This window comes from Synechococcus sp. R5-13 (assembly GCF_047462015.1).
Classification (GTDB): domain Bacteria; phylum Cyanobacteriota; class Cyanobacteriia; order Thermostichales; family Thermostichaceae; genus Thermostichus.
The window spans coordinates 1-14,932 of sequence record NZ_JANSIL010000005.1 but is presented as its reverse complement, the minus strand read 5'-3'; the positions used below and the strand labels follow the sequence as shown (position 1 = coordinate 14,932).

The 14,932-nt window shown below is 59.7% G+C and carries 14 protein-coding genes and 1 pseudogene; 8 read left to right on the top strand and 7 right to left on the bottom strand.

Annotated features, from left to right (window positions below):
• Window positions 1-86 precede the first annotated feature (86 nt).
• A complete protein-coding gene (locus NW840_RS00245) occupies window positions 87-680 on the top strand; it encodes a J domain-containing protein (RefSeq protein ID WP_011433991.1) in 594 nt (197 codons plus the stop codon).
• Here NW840_RS00245 and NW840_RS00240 read toward each other — a convergent pair.
• Window positions 677-2,089, bottom strand: a complete 1,413-nt coding sequence (locus tag NW840_RS00240; protein ID WP_414341606.1) for a 2-succinylbenzoate--CoA ligase — start codon at window positions 2,087-2,089, stop codon at window positions 677-679. The genes NW840_RS00245 and NW840_RS00240 overlap by 4 nt on opposite strands.
• Window positions 2,090-2,235: 146 nt before the next feature.
• Here NW840_RS00240 and petG point away from each other — a divergent pair, with 146 nt between their 5' ends.
• From petG to NW840_RS00220, 4 genes are all read left to right on the top strand, one after another.
• A complete protein-coding gene (gene petG, locus NW840_RS00235) occupies window positions 2,236-2,349 on the top strand; it encodes a cytochrome b6-f complex subunit V (RefSeq protein WP_011433989.1) in 114 nt (37 codons plus the stop codon).
• A 63-nt stretch (window positions 2,350-2,412) separates the two neighbouring features.
• A complete protein-coding gene (locus NW840_RS00230; RefSeq protein WP_414341631.1) occupies window positions 2,413-4,041 on the top strand; it encodes a bifunctional pantoate--beta-alanine ligase/(d)CMP kinase in 1,629 nt (542 codons plus the stop codon).
• Window positions 4,042-4,185: 144 nt separating this feature from the next.
• Entirely contained in the window at window positions 4,186-4,350 is a 165-nt protein-coding gene (locus NW840_RS00225; protein ID WP_187147237.1) for a hypothetical protein, read from the top strand.
• Window positions 4,343-5,380: a hemolysin family protein gene (locus NW840_RS00220; protein ID WP_414341604.1), complete on the top strand. Its 1,038-nt coding sequence runs from the start codon at window positions 4,343-4,345 to the stop codon at window positions 5,378-5,380. Before NW840_RS00225 ends, NW840_RS00220 begins: the two co-directional genes overlap by 8 nt.
• A 35-nt stretch (window positions 5,381-5,415) precedes the next feature.
• On the opposite strand, the gene NW840_RS00215 is transcribed toward NW840_RS00220, so the two are convergent.
• The 3 genes and pseudogenes from NW840_RS00215 to NW840_RS00205 form a co-directional block, all read right to left on the bottom strand.
• Complete coding sequence (locus NW840_RS00215) at window positions 5,416-5,733, bottom strand: hypothetical protein (RefSeq protein WP_011433986.1); 318 nt, start codon at window positions 5,731-5,733, stop codon at window positions 5,416-5,418.
• A gap of 15 nt (window positions 5,734-5,748) precedes the next feature.
• Window positions 5,749-6,356, bottom strand: a pseudogene (locus NW840_RS00210) (DUF4126 domain-containing protein).
• Window positions 6,357-6,365: 9 nt separating this feature from the next.
• A complete protein-coding gene (locus tag NW840_RS00205; protein ID WP_414341629.1) occupies window positions 6,366-8,363 on the bottom strand; it encodes an ATP-binding protein in 1,998 nt (665 codons plus the stop codon).
• Window positions 8,364-8,726: 363 nt separating this feature from the next.
• Here NW840_RS00205 and NW840_RS00200 point away from each other — a divergent pair, with 363 nt between their 5' ends.
• Window positions 8,727-9,704: a deoxyhypusine synthase family protein gene (locus tag NW840_RS00200; protein ID WP_414341602.1), complete on the top strand. Its 978-nt coding sequence runs from the start codon at window positions 8,727-8,729 to the stop codon at window positions 9,702-9,704.
• Between the two features lie 10 nt (window positions 9,705-9,714).
• Here the strand turns inward: NW840_RS00200 and NW840_RS00195 are convergent, their stop codons facing one another.
• Genes NW840_RS00195 through NW840_RS00185 form a run of 3 tightly spaced genes read right to left on the bottom strand, consistent with a single transcriptional unit; the run spans window position 9,715 to window position 11,754 of the window.
• Window positions 9,715-10,281: an ankyrin repeat domain-containing protein gene (locus tag NW840_RS00195; protein WP_011433982.1), complete on the bottom strand. Its 567-nt coding sequence runs from the start codon at window positions 10,279-10,281 to the stop codon at window positions 9,715-9,717.
• A gap of 4 nt (window positions 10,282-10,285) precedes the next feature.
• Window positions 10,286-11,104, bottom strand: a complete 819-nt coding sequence (locus NW840_RS00190; RefSeq protein WP_414331279.1) for an MBL fold metallo-hydrolase — start codon at window positions 11,102-11,104, stop codon at window positions 10,286-10,288.
• Window positions 11,101-11,754 (bottom strand): anthranilate synthase component II, encoded by a 654-nt coding sequence (locus tag NW840_RS00185; RefSeq protein ID WP_011433980.1) that lies wholly within the window; start codon window positions 11,752-11,754, stop codon window positions 11,101-11,103. The genes NW840_RS00190 and NW840_RS00185 overlap by 4 nt, the downstream gene beginning before the upstream one ends.
• A 195-nt stretch (window positions 11,755-11,949) precedes the next feature.
• Here NW840_RS00185 and NW840_RS00180 point away from each other — a divergent pair, with 195 nt between their 5' ends.
• The gene (locus NW840_RS00180) at window positions 11,950-14,361 is read left to right on the top strand and encodes a DEAD/DEAH box helicase (RefSeq protein ID WP_414341600.1); all 2,412 of its coding nucleotides are present in this window, start codon (window positions 11,950-11,952) and stop codon (window positions 14,359-14,361) included.
• 40 nt (window positions 14,362-14,401) lie between these two features.
• Window positions 14,402-14,761: a hypothetical protein gene (locus NW840_RS00175; RefSeq protein WP_414331067.1), complete on the top strand. Its 360-nt coding sequence runs from the start codon at window positions 14,402-14,404 to the stop codon at window positions 14,759-14,761.
• Window positions 14,762-14,932 lie beyond the last annotated feature (171 nt).

Here is a 14,932-nt window from a genome sequence, read left to right as displayed (position 1 = left end):
CCCTTAGTCAAGCCGGGGCTACAGGGGTAGACTAGAGCTGGTTTTCGGTCAAGTCTTTTCCCGCTCCCTTGACTTCGCCACTGTTTATGGATTACTACGCGATCCTGAACCTATCTCCTGCAGCGGACATTGAAGAGATTAAACAGGCGTTTCGACGGTTGGCGCGGCAGTTTCACCCTGATGTGGCAGGGGAGGGATCCCGAGAGCGTTTCCAACAAATCCACCAAGCCTACCAAGTGCTGAGCGACCCTGAGCAGCGGCGGCGCTACGATGCACAACGTCAATCTGCACAACGTCAATCTCCACCCAGCTCTCCTGCTGCCGGCGAAAGGCGGGTGGTCATTCGCAGCATAGGCCCCTCATCGGCAGAGCAGCCCAATCCGGAAGGGCTCAAGGAGGGGATTGCCCGCGTCAAGGCAGCCTGGCGGGAGCGGAAGTTGCCCACGGCGGTGGCCCAGGCGGAGGCGCTGCTGAAACGGTTTCCCAACTCCAGCGAGGCCATCCACATCTTGGCGTTGGCCTACCAGCGCTTCGGCAACCATTTGATCTACGAGGGGCGCTATCAGCAGGCGGAAGCCTACTTGAGAAAAGCTTTGGCCACGGAGCCGCACAACCGAGAATTGGCCTTTGAAATCAAGCGAGATTTAGCCCGTCTGGGCATTCGGGAGGGATCCCGCTAACTTGCCTGCGTTGGGATCCCCAACGTCTGAGCTGCCCACTGCCGGAGTTGTTGGCGGTTGACTTTGCCCTGAGGGTTGCGCGGGATCCCCGTACACCACAGCCAGTGCTTGGGGTGCTTGAAGGGACTCAGTTGGCGGCTTAGGTGTTGCTTCAGGTGCATTTCCAGCTCTTTGGGGATTGCCGGGATCCCTGTTTTGGGGACGACCACCGCCACCACCTGCTGCCCCCATTCGGCATCCGGTAGGCCCAACACGCACACATCTTCCACCCAGCCGCTGGCTCGGATCTCCCCTTCCACTTCTGCAGCCATCACCTTTTCCCCGCCGGTTAGGATTAGGTCATCGGCTCGACCTAACCAATAGAGGGATCCCTGTCGGTCTAGATAGCCCAAATCGCCGGGGGTAAAGCCTTGCTGTTGCCCTTCGCGTAAGCGGTGCGTAGCACTTAGGTGCGGGTAGTAGCCCAGTGCCAGCGACTCTGCCTGAATGTGAATGTAGCCCACAGCATGGCTGGGCAGGGGATCCCCTTTTTCGCTGCGGATCTGGAGCGTGGCGTGGGGCAGAGGCCGACCCAGACTGTCGCTCCCTTGCCAAAAGGCTTCTGGCAGTAACGTACACACCTGGGAGGCGGTCTCGGTCATACCGTAGGTGAGGGCAAGGGGAAGGTGAAGTTGCCGGGCCTGTTGCCGCAAGCTGGGCCAGGTGGGGCCACCGCCGACCAAAATGGCCCGAAATTGGCGCAGGCTCTCCAAAACTCCCGGATGGGCGCTGAGCAACAGCCGTTGCAACTGAGTGGGCACCAGCGATAGAAAGCTCCCCGGCAAAGGGGGATCCCAAGACTCGGCCTGCTGTTGCCGTTTCCAATCCCAGACAACCCACTGCCCACCGCTCAGCCAGGAGCGGACTGCCTGCATCAAGCCGCTGACGTGGTACAGGGGCAGAACGCAATAGCTGTGTACAGGCCCGACGGCAAAGTGCTGTTGGTGGGCTTTGGCCGAGGCGCTGAGGGTCAGCCAAGAGTGCATGGCCCATTTTATCTGGCCGCCGGAGCCACTGGTGGGGATGCCGATCAGCGGCCAATGGGAGCTGGGCAAAACTTCCCGCAACTCTCGCAGGCGCAGATTCAAGGGGGCGGGATCCCCTTCCAGTCGGCCCTGGCGCCAGCACCAGCCGGATCCCATATCCGCCAAAGCCTGTCCCCATTCCCGTTCTCCCCAGTGGGGATTACCCAGGAACAGCGGGATCCCCAAGCGTTGGCAGGTCAAAACTGCCGCCCACACCTGCACCGGATCGGAGTCTGCCACCAGCAGGGGAACGGCCTTGTCTGCCAAAGGGCGCAGTTGCTCTTCCAGTTCGGACAGGCACTCCTTCAAGTCTCCGCCATCCCCGGACAAGACAATTGACCTCATGGGCTATGGGTATGCCATCTCAACGGCTTCGCGGATCCCCTGCATTTTATTAGGGGATCCCCCCTCGATTTCCTTGGCAAGGAACGGTGAGGATAGGTTTGGGCTTGGCTTATCATGATCTAGGTTTGAACTGGGAGGTCTGTGTTGTGATCGAGCCGATTTTGTTGGGGATCGTGTTGGGCATGGTGGTGGTCACCTTGGCGGGCTTGTTCGTGGCAGCCTACAGGCAGTATCAACGCAGCAACAAGATCGGCCTGTAGGAGCAGCCTTTGGGGGGGTTGGAGAAAACCCATAGGGGAGAGAGAGATTGAGGTGGCATGGCGATGCACTGGCTGCGCACAGTTGCTGCTTTGCGGGAGCAGGTAGCCGATTGGCGGGGATCCACCATCGGCTTGGTGCCCACGATGGGATCCCTGCATGAGGGCCATCTCAGCCTAATCCGCCGCTGCCGGCAAGAGTGTGACCACACGGTGGTCAGCATTTTCGTCAATCCGCTGCAATTTGGCCCCAACGAAGACTGGGATCGCTATCCCCGCGACGAAGAGGGGGACCGAGCTTTGTGCGAGGCAGCAGGTGTGGATGTGGTCTTTGCCCCTGACCCGCAAGAGATGGGAGCCGACCCCGCAACCGGAAGCGACCGCACCTGGGTCATGCCCCCCGAATCCCTTCTGCAGACCCTCTGCGCCCCCCACCGACCTGGCCACTTTCGCGGTGTAGCCACCATTGTGCTGCAACTGCTGAACCTGGTGCAGCCGCAGCGGGCCTACTTCGGCCAAAAAGACGCCCAGCAACTGGCGATCATTCAGCGTTTGGTTCGGGATCTGCAAATACCCACCACGATTGTTCCCTGCCCCACGGTGCGAGAAGCCGATGGCCTCGCCTGTAGCTCCCGCAACCGCTACCTTTCTGCTGCTGAACGACAGGTGGCTGCCGGGCTGTACCGGGCCTTGCGTCGGGGATATGACCATTGGAAGACCGGGGATCCCTCAGCAGAAGGGATCCTTGCCGCCGCCCGTGCTGAGCTGGAGCATACCCCAGAGCTGCAACTGCAGTACCTGGAATTGGTGGATCCCCAAACGCTACAGCCGCTGCCGCGGGTGGAAGACAAGGGCCTGCTGGCCATTGCTGCCTATGTGGGGCAGACTCGCCTGATCGACAACCTGCTCCTTTCCCCAGAGCAAGGGGATCCCTCGCCGGAGAGAGTCCAGCATGCGGCACCGCCCTCTTCCGGCACGACCTCTCCCCCGCGTCGCCCGCTGATTGCCATCGACGGCCCGGCTGGAGCCGGAAAATCCACCGTGGCGCGGGCAGTAGCCGCCCAGCTGCAGCTTTTGTACTTGGACACGGGGGCCATGTATCGAGCCATCACCTGGCTGGCACTGCAACGGGGGATCCCTTTGGACGATGCCGAGCAACTCACCCAACTGGCCGCCCAAACCCAGCTCACCCTGCAAAGTGGCACCTCTTCGACAGAGCCGACCCGCATCTGGGCCGATGGCGAAGAAATTACCCAGGCCATTCGCTCTCCGGAAGTGACCCGCTGGGTCTCTCACGTGGCGGCAGTGCCGGGAGTACGCCAGGAGCTGGTGAAGCGGCAACGCAGCATTGGCCGGGATGGCGGTGCTGTCTTGGAGGGGCGGGATATCGGCACCCACGTCTTTCCTGATGCAGAGCTGAAGGTTTTCTTGACCGCTTCTGTCGGGGAGCGGGCGCAGCGTCGGCAACACCAACTCCAAGCTCAAGGGCAAATGGTACCCCTTGAAGAATTGAAGGCGCAAATCGAGCAGCGGGATCGCCGTGATAGCGAACGGCTGATTTCTCCTTTGCGGCCTGCCCCCGATGCCATCTTGATCGACACAGATCACCTGAGCCAATCCGAGGTGCAAGACAAGATTGTCATGTTGTACCGGCAGCTTTTGGAGCGATCTGGCCCGGCCCGTTTAGATCAGTAGCTTTGACTCAATCAAGACTAAATCAACGGGACAAGTCAGATTTCCGCATGATTTTCAGGGAGCTGGCCGGTTTGAACAGCTTGATCCCTCTCTCATTTCTCATTGAAGATTTTCGTTGAAGATGCAGTTGATGAGGGGGCACGGATGCCGAGCTATGGGTTGAGTGATGAACTTTGGCAAAACCACCGAGGTGTTGAGGTGCCGGAGGGGATCCCGTTGATGATGGAAATAGGCCGACCCGCTTTTCTCTCGATGAGCCAATGCTACCTGTATCCCGTTCCGCCGTCGCGAACGGAGCGCTATGGTTAATGTCTTTCTCTTGGCCTTTCTGCTGCTTCTCTCAGGAGCTTGCTCTGGCGCCGAAACGGCCATCACGGCCATGGACAACCTGCGCCTGGAATCTCTGATCGAAGAACAAGGGGATCCGCAGGGCTTGTATCGACTGGCCCAACAACAGCGCTCGCGGCTGATCACCACCCTGTTGCTGGTGAACAACTTTGTCAACATCGGCATTGCCGCTTTGGCCACAACCCTCTCCATTGAACTGTTGGGAACCCAGATTGGAGCTTTGGCCGCCACCGTGCCCACCACAATTGTGGTGCTCCTCTTTGGAGAAGTAGCCCCAAAGTCCTTGGCGGTGAGCCATCCGCTAGGGGTGTTCCGCTGGGTGGTGCGGCCTGTTCATGTCCTATCGGTGCTGCTGCGCCCTTTTATCGACGCTTTTGAGTGGGTTGTCAGCAGGCTCTTCAATCTATTGGAATTCTCCCCGCTGACGGCCACTGCTTCTCTCAAGGATTTGGAGCTGTTGATCGATGTGTTGGGGCAGCGGGGGCTGCTGGATTGGCAAAAACGGCGGCTGTTCCGTGGGGCCTTGGCTTTGGACTTACTCCAAGCGCGGGACGTGGCCAAGCCCAGAGTTAAAATGGAGACCATCTCCCACGACAAAACACTGCAGGATGTGGTGAAGCTCTGTTTGGAAACGGGCTACTCGCGCATCCCCGTGCAGGGAGAATCCAAGGACGAGATCGTCGGCATTATCCACCTCAAGCAAGCCTTGCGCTATCTCGATCAAAAAGGCAATGCCGAAGTGACCCAGGCGATGGCACCGCCTTTTTTTGTGCCGGACACCAAGCGGGTCAGCTTGTTGCTCAAGGAAATGCTGCGCTCTCGCCAACACCTGGGGATTGTGGTGGATGAGTTCGGCGGCACCACCGGCCTGATCACGCTGGAGGACATTTTGGAGGAGCTGGTGGGGGATATTTACGACGAGAGCGACCTCTCCCCCCTGCTGCTGCAGCGACAACGACGACCAGGTGGAGCTTCTACCTCCCCTGGCTGAGAACAGGAGCAAGGGGATCATCCCCTCTCTAAGTCCTAGCTGGCTCTGGAGGGATCCGTCTCCGCGGCTGTTGGGTTTTCGTGCGCGCCGGGAGTGAGCTCCCCAAAGCCGGCCTCGACGGGATAGCGGGCCACAAAAAAGATCCAGAAGCTGTGGATCCCCAACCCCAAAGCCCACCAGCCCAACAGGGGCACCAGCCACGGCCAATCCGCGCGGTACAGTTGCTGAAAAAACACCAGCCCAGACCCGCTACAGAGGAAAACAGACAGGTGGGCGGCATAGGTATAGCGATCATCCAGCTTGCGAAATTCGGGATCCCGACGGGAGGGCTTCCGGGGCCAGCGAGGCGGCATGGCAAAACCATCCAGTTAAAACCTTCTCCAGTGTAGAACAGCCGTCGGCGGGGATCCCTGAGACTGGGGATCGACATTTCTGCTGCGCAACCCCAGCTTCACCGCGCCTTTGCCCAGCCAGCGCACGAGCCAACCCATCAACAGCACCGCCACCACCGCCAGCAGCAGAGAAGTGACGTCTTCACCGGTGGCCAACAGCGGGTTGCCTAGCCCCCCTGTGGTGGTGGTAGAGGCCAATCGCAGCACATCGGTGGTGCCTTGGGTGATCCCAGCAGCCCCCCTCCGAGAATGGCAGCCAAAGCCCAGCGCCACATCGGGCTCAGGTCACCAATGTCCCCCATTGCCGCCGACATCACCAGGATTCCGGCCACCACTGCCACCGGCGTTGCCACTACATCTAGCAAGTTGTCCACCCAGGGCACGTAGTAGGCAGAAACCTCGAAAAAGGTGGCCACCACAAAAACCAGCAGCGCCACCTCTGAGCCAATCCATTGCAGATCGGGAGCCAGCTCCAGATGTCCAGCCTGAGCCGCTATGCTCATCACCAGCAGCGGCACAAAAATACGAAAGCCACAGGCAGCACTGAGGCCCAGCCCCAAAAAAATGGCCAGTAGGCTTTCCATCTTGGCTCCTTAGGTTTGGTGGGAATGGCGGGGATGCTCCCGCCAGCAGCAACTGGGGGGATCCGTCTCGGCTGGCTGAACCTCGAACTCCAGCGGTCCCTCTTCAGTGTACAGGTGCAGATCGAACCAGAAGGTGGATCCCTGTTCTAGCTTGCTCTCCAGGCAGATGCGGGTTCGATGTTTCTCCAGGATGTTGCGCACGATGGCCAACCCCAGGCCGGTGCCCTCTAGGGTGTGGACCCGGTTCTCGACACGGAAAAAGCGGTCGAAAATCCGCTCCTGATCTTCTGGGGCAATGCCAATGCCTGTATCGGCCACTGCCACCCGCACTGCCTGCGGGGATCCATCCGCCTGAACCACCAGGTGGGCATGTACCGTCACCAGGCCCCCTGAGGGGGTGAACTTGAGGGCATTGCCCAGGAGATTGGTCATCACCTGCAGCAGCAGATCGTAGTTGCCCCAGACCAGCGGCAGATCCGGATCGACGAACTTGCGCAGCTGGATCCCTTTGTCGCGGGCCTGCAGTTGGTGGGTGCGCAAAGTCTGCTCGATCACTGCCGCGATGTCGACACCTTCAAAGTGGTACTGCTTGCCCGATTCCAGACGAGACAAATCCAAAACATCGTTGACCAGGCGGGTGAGGCGGTCGGTTTCGCGGTTGGCAATTTCCAGATAATCCTGCCGCTCGGCGGGGGACATCTGCTCGCCGTACTCGTAGAGGGTCTCGATAAAAGACTTGATGCTGAAGAGGGGGGTGCGCAGCTCGTGGCTGATGTTGCTGATGAATTGAGCCTTGGCTTCGTTGAGCTCTGCCTCGCGGGTGATGTCCTGCACCGTCATCACGATCCCCTTGAGATTTTGCCGCCGCGGATCCGACACCGGTGAAAGCAGAATGCGAATGACGCGCTTGGTAGGGCCGGTGAGGTTGACGCGAACTTCCTCTGCCTCTTGATCCCCGCGGGCAATTTGCATCAGGGGGCGGGCCAGTTGCTGCCGCAGATCCTCCGGCAACAGCTCCGGCAGGGGTTTGCCCAAAACGGGATCCCCTTCCCAGCCAAACATGCGGGAGGCGGCAGGGTTGAGCAGCAGCACCCGCAACTCGGCATCCAGCAAAATGGCAGCATCGACGATGGAGAAGACCAAGGTCTCCAACTTGGCTTTGGCGGCAGCCAGTTCCTCGATGTTTTGCTCTTCGTAGCTTTGCAGCCGCTCCGCCATCTCGTTAAAGCTGTCGATGAGCTGGGCCAGCTCTCCCCCGAAGGGCAGGTCGATGCGCTGCTTGAAGTTACCTTTGGTGATCTCCTGGACACCTTTGACCAGCTCTTTGATGGGATAGGTGATGGTGAGGGCATTGACCACCGCTCCCAGGATGGCCAAGACCCACACCGCCAAAAACACCCCAATCGAGACCTCCCGCGCCAGCTGGGTGGAGCGCACCAGGGCGGGATTGGGATTGATGCCCAAGCCGAGGGTGCCCAAAAAGCGGCCCTGATGGTAGATGCCGACGAAAATATCCGTCACCCGCCCAGCAGGGGTAAGGTGGGTGCGCACCAGCGGTTGGCCCTCAGCAGGAGGACGGTTGTCCGGCAGTTGCATGCGACGGGTGAGGCTGAGGGAGGTTTTCACCTCTTGGTTGGAAAACGGGATCCCGTAGTAGATGTTTCCTTCGGGATCGGCATAGAGCAGATAGCGGATGCTGCTGGTGCTCTCAAAGTACTGGCGGGACAGTTGCGCCACTTCGCCAATGCGATCTTCCGCAATCAGGGGGGCGACATTGGCGGCCAAGAGCAGCCCCAGATCTCGGCCAAAGCGGGCTTCGTTGAAGCGAGCATCCTGCTGCACGGTGCTGACGGCCCAGAAGGTGAAACTGCTCACCACCAATGAGACCACCAGCGTGGCCACAAAGAGCAACTGAGTTTCCAACCGCAGTTTTTGCTTCCATCGCGCCCACCAGCGCCGCAGGGATCCCATAGAGATCCCGGTCGTTGTTGGCACTGACATGTCCACAGCGCCAGGCAATGGCTCGGCAGGAGAAGAAGCCAGCTCAGGAGATTGGACTTCGGCAATGGGCTCGGCTGGCTCGACAGTGCTGACAGGAGGCATGAACCCAACGTGAACAGATAGCGTGAACGGATATAGGGCGGTGATTCGCCACCATTCTGACATGGGCAGGCGATCCCTTTGTCTCAGCCAAGGCCGGGTGAGAACCGGTATGGGATCCCGGCTTCGCAACGCAACCTGCTCCAGCCGACCTGCAGGGGAATGGTTGCCAATACCGATAAAGGTATCCCCAAGCAAAGCTTGTCAGCGCCCCTAAAGTTGATAGACTAGAAAATCGTGCTTCACCAGGTCAGAGTGACCGGAAAAATCGTGACCAACAGCCCCGTCAGCCAATTTATCCAACATCATTTTCGCCACTTCAACGCAGCCGCGCTGCTGGATGCAGCCAAAGGTTATTGTGCTCACCTGGAAAAGGGCGGCAAGATGATGGTGACCTTGGCCGGTGCCATGAGCACAGCAGAGCTGGGCCTTTCCCTAGCTGAGATGATCCGGCAGGGTAAGGTTCACGCCATCTCCTGCACCGGCGCCAACCTAGAAGAGGACATCTTTAACCTCATCGCCCACGACTTCTACGAGCGCGTGCCCCACTATCGCGATCTCAGCCCGCAGCAGGAGCAGGAGCTGCTGGAGCGGCACCTGAACCGGGTAACCGATACCTGCATTCCCGAAGAGGAGGCGATGCGGCGCCTAGAAAAAGCCCTCTTGGAAGAGTGGATGGCTGCCGACCAGGCCGGGGAACACTACTTCCCGCACGAGTTTATCTACCGCATCCTGCGCAGTGGCCGGCTGGAGCCCTACTACCAGATCAATCCGCGGGACTCTTGGGTTTACGCGGCTATGGAGGCCAACTTGCCCATCTATGTGCCGGGATGGGAAGACTCCACCACCGGCAACATGTATGCCGCCCACTGCATCACGGGTGAGATCCGCAATGTACACACCGTCCGCACAGGGATCGAGTACATGATCCACCTGGCGGATTGGTACCTGCGCACCTCGGCGGAATCCTCCATCGGCTTCTTTCAAATTGGCGGCGGCATAGCCGGGGATTTCCCCATCTGTGTGGTACCCATGCTCCATCAAGACCTGGGCCGCCAGGGCGTGCCCATGTGGGGCTATTTCTGCCAGATCAGCGACTCCACCACCAGCTACGGCTCCTATTCGGGAGCAGTGCCCAATGAGAAGATCACCTGGGGCAAGCTGGCTGTCGATACCCCCAAGTTTGTCATCGAGTCGGATGCCACCATCGTGGCGCCTTTAATCTTCGCCTGGGTGCTGGGGTGGTAGAGAAGGGGAATCAATCTGTATGCCCGTCGGTTGAGGCGGAGCGGGGCCAGCGGGACAACAGGGTTGCAGCTTCCCAGCGGCGCAGATCCTGGGCGATGCGCAGGGGCGTGAGGCCGTAGCCGTCCGGCTCGTCGATCTCGGAGCCATGTTCCAGCAGCAGCCGAACGACCTCGGGGTTGCCGGACCAAGCGGCAAAATGCAGGGGAAGGCCACCGGCACCAAAGCGAGCGTTCACCTCGGCCCCTCCCTGGAGCAGGGCTTTCGTAACCTCAGGGTTGCCCAGGCGAGCCGCTTGGTGCAGTGGGCTAGCTCCCCCATGGTCTAGTTGATTGGGATCCGCCCCCGCTGCCAGCAAAAGACGGGCGTTGAGGCCGCTCTCCACGAAAAACAGGGCTGTCTTGCCCCGCTCATCGACGGCGTTGGCGTCTTTCCCCAGCCAGAGAGCCAGTTGCAGCCGCAGCGGGTTGGCTTGGGCCAAGGCTTGTGGATCTTCTGGTAGGGAGTATCCATAGAATCCCAGACCCCCCACTAGCAGGGATCCCAGTCCGACAGCGATTTTTAGGACCTGACCTCGCATAGCCCTATTCCTCAAAGAAAAGGATGGCGAGCCCCTGCCTGGGCAGAGCCTGGGCCGAGAGCAGCAACGGGTTGCTGAGGGCAGGTTGCGGGGCAGCAGCGGGGAAGAGACGCAAAAACTCCTGCAGCGGCAGCAGCTCGCATTGGGATTCCTCGGCGGCGGCCGTGCGATACATGGTGGGGATGACCAGCTTGGGCTGCAGCGCCTCAATGGCCGCCTTGGCCCCGGCAGGATCGTAATTTTTCGGCCCACCCCCCACTGGCACCAGCAACAGGTCGGGACGAGCAAGCAGGATGGACTGCTCCCGCGTAATTGGCTGCAGCGCCCCTCCCAAATGGACAATGTCGATCCCAGCCATGCGCCAGCGCCAACCCACGTTTACGCCAAAGCGAGGGCCACGGGGCATGCGTACTCCTTGCACCCGGATCCCGTCAATCAGATAGTCTCCCGGCTGAAACAGCACCTTGGGGTTGCCGGGCACCACATCCAAAGCACCCTCATCCAACAAGCGGCTGCTGAGCAACACCAGATCGGCAGCAACTCGTGGGGCAGGATAGCCAGCCGTACAGCCCGCCGGCCGAAACGGGTTGACCAGAAACCGTCGGCCCTCCCCCTCGAACAAAACACAACTGTGGTGCAGCCAAGTCAGTTGCAGCCCCTGCGAGCTGGAGCCGGGAGTGAACTCTATAGACCCTGGGGTTGTTGGCGTTTCCGAACCTTGTGCCGGCGCTGTCTGAGCGCCCGCTTTGCGCCCTCTGGCCAGGTTCACGGCCATCGATCCCAGCAGCCCAGCGCTGGCTTGCAGAAGCTGGCGACGCTTCATGGAGTGGGGATCCCTGATGTAACAACGGCAACGGTTTCCTGAGGTTTCTGCGAAACATTGGGCTGAGCAGCAGTTGAGGCTTTGGCGCTGCGCAGGAAGTTGCTCAACAAGCGCTTGCCCTCTGCAGTCAAGATGCTCTCCGGGTGGAACTGCACGCCCTGAACGTGGGGATAGCGGCGGTGGCGTACCCCCATGATGATCCCATCGCCTGTTTGAGCCGTCACCTCCAGCTCGTCAGGACACGTAGAAGGCTCGATCACCAAGCTGTGGTAGCGGGTGGCCGTGAAAGGCTGGCTCAACCCCTCAAACACCCCCACCCCTCGATGGTAAATGAGCGAGGTTTTGCCATGCATCAGCTCAGGTGCGCGCACGATCTGACCACCATAGACCTGGCCAATGCACTGGTGCCCCAGACAAACCCCCAAAATCGGCAGCTCTGGCCCCAGCTCCCGAATCAACTCCAGGGAGATCCCGGCATCTTCCGGCCGCCCTGGCCCAGGAGAGATAACTACAGCTTGCGGCTGCATTCGGCGCAGGTCGTCAACGGAGAGCTGGTCATTGCGAAAAACCTGAAGCTGAGCTCCCAACTCCCCCAGGTACTGCACCAAGTTGTAGGTAAAGCTGTCGTAGTTGTCGATGACGACCAGCACGATAGCATCCGGCAACGGCACCCCATTTTAGCACTTGCTTGAGCTGCTGTTCTTGATCCAAAGAAGCAGAGTAACTGGCGCTTTTTGCAGGGGAGCAGTCGACGCCCCAAGAAAGCTTGTATCCTAGAAGGTACAACCCACAGGAAGCAGTGAATTGGGCGGGTTTCCAGGTTTCCCAATGTTGATTTGGATCCCATGAGTGCGCTTCTCTCCCCGGCAACCGATTTGCTGGACGAGTTGCGGCAGCTTTTCCCCTTCGAGCTGGACGACTTTCAGATCCGAGCTATTCAGGTTCTGGCTGCTGGGGAATCGGTGGTGGTCTGTGCTCCCACGGGATCCGGCAAGACCCTGATCGGAGAGTATGCCATCTATCGGGCCCTATCCCAGGGCAAGCGGGTTTTCTATACAACGCCCCTGAAGGCCCTCTCCAACCAAAAGTTCCGGGATTTTGGCCAGCAATTCGGCCCAGAACAGGTTGGCCTGCTCACCGGCGACATCTCCATCAACCGGGAGGCGCCGATCTTGGTGATGACCACCGAGATCTTCCGCAACATGCTCTATGGCACGCCGCTCTCTCTGGCCGTTCAGAGAGGAGCCTCCGGCGATGGGATGGAACCTTGGGAGGAGGCGGAGGCCCTGAGTCGGGATCCCTTGCGGGATGTGCAGGCGGTGATCTTGGACGAATGCCATTACATGAACGACCAGCAGCGGGGCACCGTCTGGGAAGAAGCAATCATCTACTGCCCCCCCACGATCCAGCTCATTGCCCTTTCTGCCACCCTGGCCAACAGCGACCAGCTCACCGATTGGATGAACCAGGTGCATGGCCCCACCCATCTGATCGACTCCAACCACCGCCCGGTGCCGCTGCAATTTCACTTTGCCAATCGCAAAGGGCTGTTCCCCCTGCTGGAGCAAACCGAGTCCGGCCAGTGGGTTTGCAATCGCCGCCTGAAAAGCAAACTCCCCAAGTCAGGTCAGTCTCCCTATGGGGGAGTGCCGGATATGGTGCAGGTGGTGGAGAACTTGCGCCAGCGGGACATGCTGCCGGCCATCTATTTCATCTTCAGTCGCAAAGGCTGTGATATGGCCGTGGCCAGCGTAAGGGATCTGGACTTGGTAGCCAGCGAGGAAGAACGGCAGCAGTTGGCCGAGCAGATCGACCGCTTTTGTCGAGAAACGCCCGAAGCTGTCCGCCGAGATCAGTTGGATGCCCTTTACCGGGGTATTGCCGCTCACCATGCCGGCATGTTGCCTGCCTGGAAGGGACTGGTGGAGCATCTGTTTCAGCAGGGGCTAGTGAAGCTGGTCTTCGCCACCGAGACTTTGGCCGCCGGGATCAACATGCCCGCCCGCACAACTGTCATCTCCTCCCTTTCTAAGCGCACCGACAACGGCCACCGCCTCTTGACCGCTTCCGAGTTCATGCAAATGTCGGGCCGAGCCGGACGGCGGGGCAAGGACATCATCGGCCATGTGGTGACGGTGCAATCCCCGTTTGAGGGGGCCCAAGAAGCTGCGCGGCTGGCCACCTCTGGAGCGGATCCCTTGGTGAGCCAGTTTACCCCCACCTATGGCATGGTGCTGAACCTGCTGCAAAAGCACTCTTTGGAAGCAGCACGGGATCTGATCAACCGCAGCTTTGGACAATATTTGCTCTCGTTGCAAAAGTTGCCCGAACAACAGGAGATCCTGCACACGCGCGCCGAGCTGGAGGAGATCGACCGTCTCTTGGGAGGCATTGCCGACGAAGATATCGCCCGCTATGAGAAGATGCAGGCGCAACGGCGGGAAGAACGGCGCATTTTGCGCTACTTGCTCAAACAACGGGAAGCCGAGCCGGATCCCACCTTGCGTCTGTTGGCTTTTCCCCACATCCAAGCCCAAGAGGAAAAAATTCGCGCCCTAGAAGCTCAAATCCGAGAGAATCCCGCTCACCAAGTGGGGAAAAAATTGCTGGGTTTGCGAGAAAAACGCCAGCGCTTGCTCAAGCGCCTCGAGCACCTGGAGCGGCAGAGCGATTCCGTGCAGGAGTTGCGCTGGCAGCAATTTATGGCCTTGGTGGGGGTGTTGCAGGATTTCGACTGTCTGCAAGAATATCAACCTACCGATAGCGGAGAGGTGGTGGCTGCGCTGCGGGGGGATAACGAGCTCTGGCTGGCGCTGGCTCTGCTCTCCGGTGAGTGCCAGGGCTGTGCTCCTCATCATTTGGCCGGAGTTGTGGCTGCCTTGGTCTCAGAGCCTCCCCGTTCAGGCATCTACAGCCGGTTGCGCACCTCGGGGCTGGTGGAGGATGTGCTGCACGGATTGCGGGGTTTACGGCGGCAGCTGTTCCGCAGCCAACGGCAACACCAGGTGTTTCATGTGCCGATCGGGTTTGAGCCCAGCTTGGCTGGGATCGTCGAACATTGGGCTCAAGGGATCCCTTGGGAAACCCTAGAAGCCAGCACCAACCTAGATGCCGGAGACTTGGTGCGCCTGATCCGCCGCACGCTGGATTTGCTTTCTCAGATCCCTTATGTTCCCCATCTGCCGGCGGAGTTACGGGAAAATGCCCGTCAAGCCCAAAAAATGCTGGATCGCTTCCCGGTGAGCGAGTTGATCTAGCGAGCTCAGACCGTTTGCTGTTCAGTGAGGTTGCAGCTCTATGATGCCCGCCGGTGAACCCACCCTCAGGGATGTGTTGAGTGTTATTGAAGAGATCCGGCAAGATGTGGAAGAGATCCGACAGGATGTGGAAGGACTCCGGCAGGATGTCTCCAGAACCAACGAGCGGCTAGAAGCCCTGGCAGCCGATCAAGCAAAGCGCTGGGCCGAGCAGGAAAGACGTTGGGCTGAGCAGGAGAGACGTTGGGCCGAGCAGGGGATAGAAAACCGGGTGATCCTAGAACGAATTGACACCTATCAAAAGGCTAGCGCCCAAGTGGTTAACCTGGCTTTTGCCTTGATTGGAGCTGCCACCGTAGCTCTTGTCGGCATCGTCCTACGGTTGGCCGTTAGTCTATAGTCAGCTGGTTCGGCAAAAACTTCGGCAGGCAGGATGGCCTTGCTTCTCTATTCGGCAACTGGTACGGCTTGTCCTTGAGTTTGGCATTCCGAATGGCCATCTGTAAACTACCCGGCCCTGACTGCTTCGCAGTACGGGGCGGGCTTTCGGTAGCCCTGCAGTTGGCAAGCC

Bases quoted from the DNA above. Each gene is read 5' to 3' on its own strand.
- NW840_RS00245 (WP_011433991.1), top strand. From the start codon at position 87: ATGGATTACTACGCGATCCTGAACCTATCTCCTGCAGCGGACATTGAA.
- NW840_RS00240 (WP_414341606.1), bottom strand. From the start codon at position 2,089: ATGAGGTCAATTGTCTTGTCCGGGGATGGCGGAGACTTGAAGGAGTGC.
- NW840_RS00230 (WP_414341631.1), top strand. From the start codon at position 2,413: ATGCACTGGCTGCGCACAGTTGCTGCTTTGCGGGAGCAGGTAGCCGAT.
- NW840_RS00225 (WP_187147237.1), top strand. From the start codon at position 4,186: ATGCCGAGCTATGGGTTGAGTGATGAACTTTGGCAAAACCACCGAGGT.
- NW840_RS00220 (WP_414341604.1), top strand. From the start codon at position 4,343: ATGGTTAATGTCTTTCTCTTGGCCTTTCTGCTGCTTCTCTCAGGAGCT.
- NW840_RS00215 (WP_011433986.1), bottom strand. From the start codon at position 5,733: ATGCCGCCTCGCTGGCCCCGGAAGCCCTCCCGTCGGGATCCCGAATTT.
- NW840_RS00195 (WP_011433982.1), bottom strand. From the start codon at position 10,281: ATGCGAGGTCAGGTCCTAAAAATCGCTGTCGGACTGGGATCCCTGCTA.
- NW840_RS00190 (WP_414331279.1), bottom strand. From the start codon at position 11,104: ATGAAGCGTCGCCAGCTTCTGCAAGCCAGCGCTGGGCTGCTGGGATCG.
- NW840_RS00180 (WP_414341600.1), top strand. From the start codon at position 11,950: ATGAGTGCGCTTCTCTCCCCGGCAACCGATTTGCTGGACGAGTTGCGG.
- NW840_RS00175 (WP_414331067.1), top strand. From the start codon at position 14,402: ATGATGCCCGCCGGTGAACCCACCCTCAGGGATGTGTTGAGTGTTATT.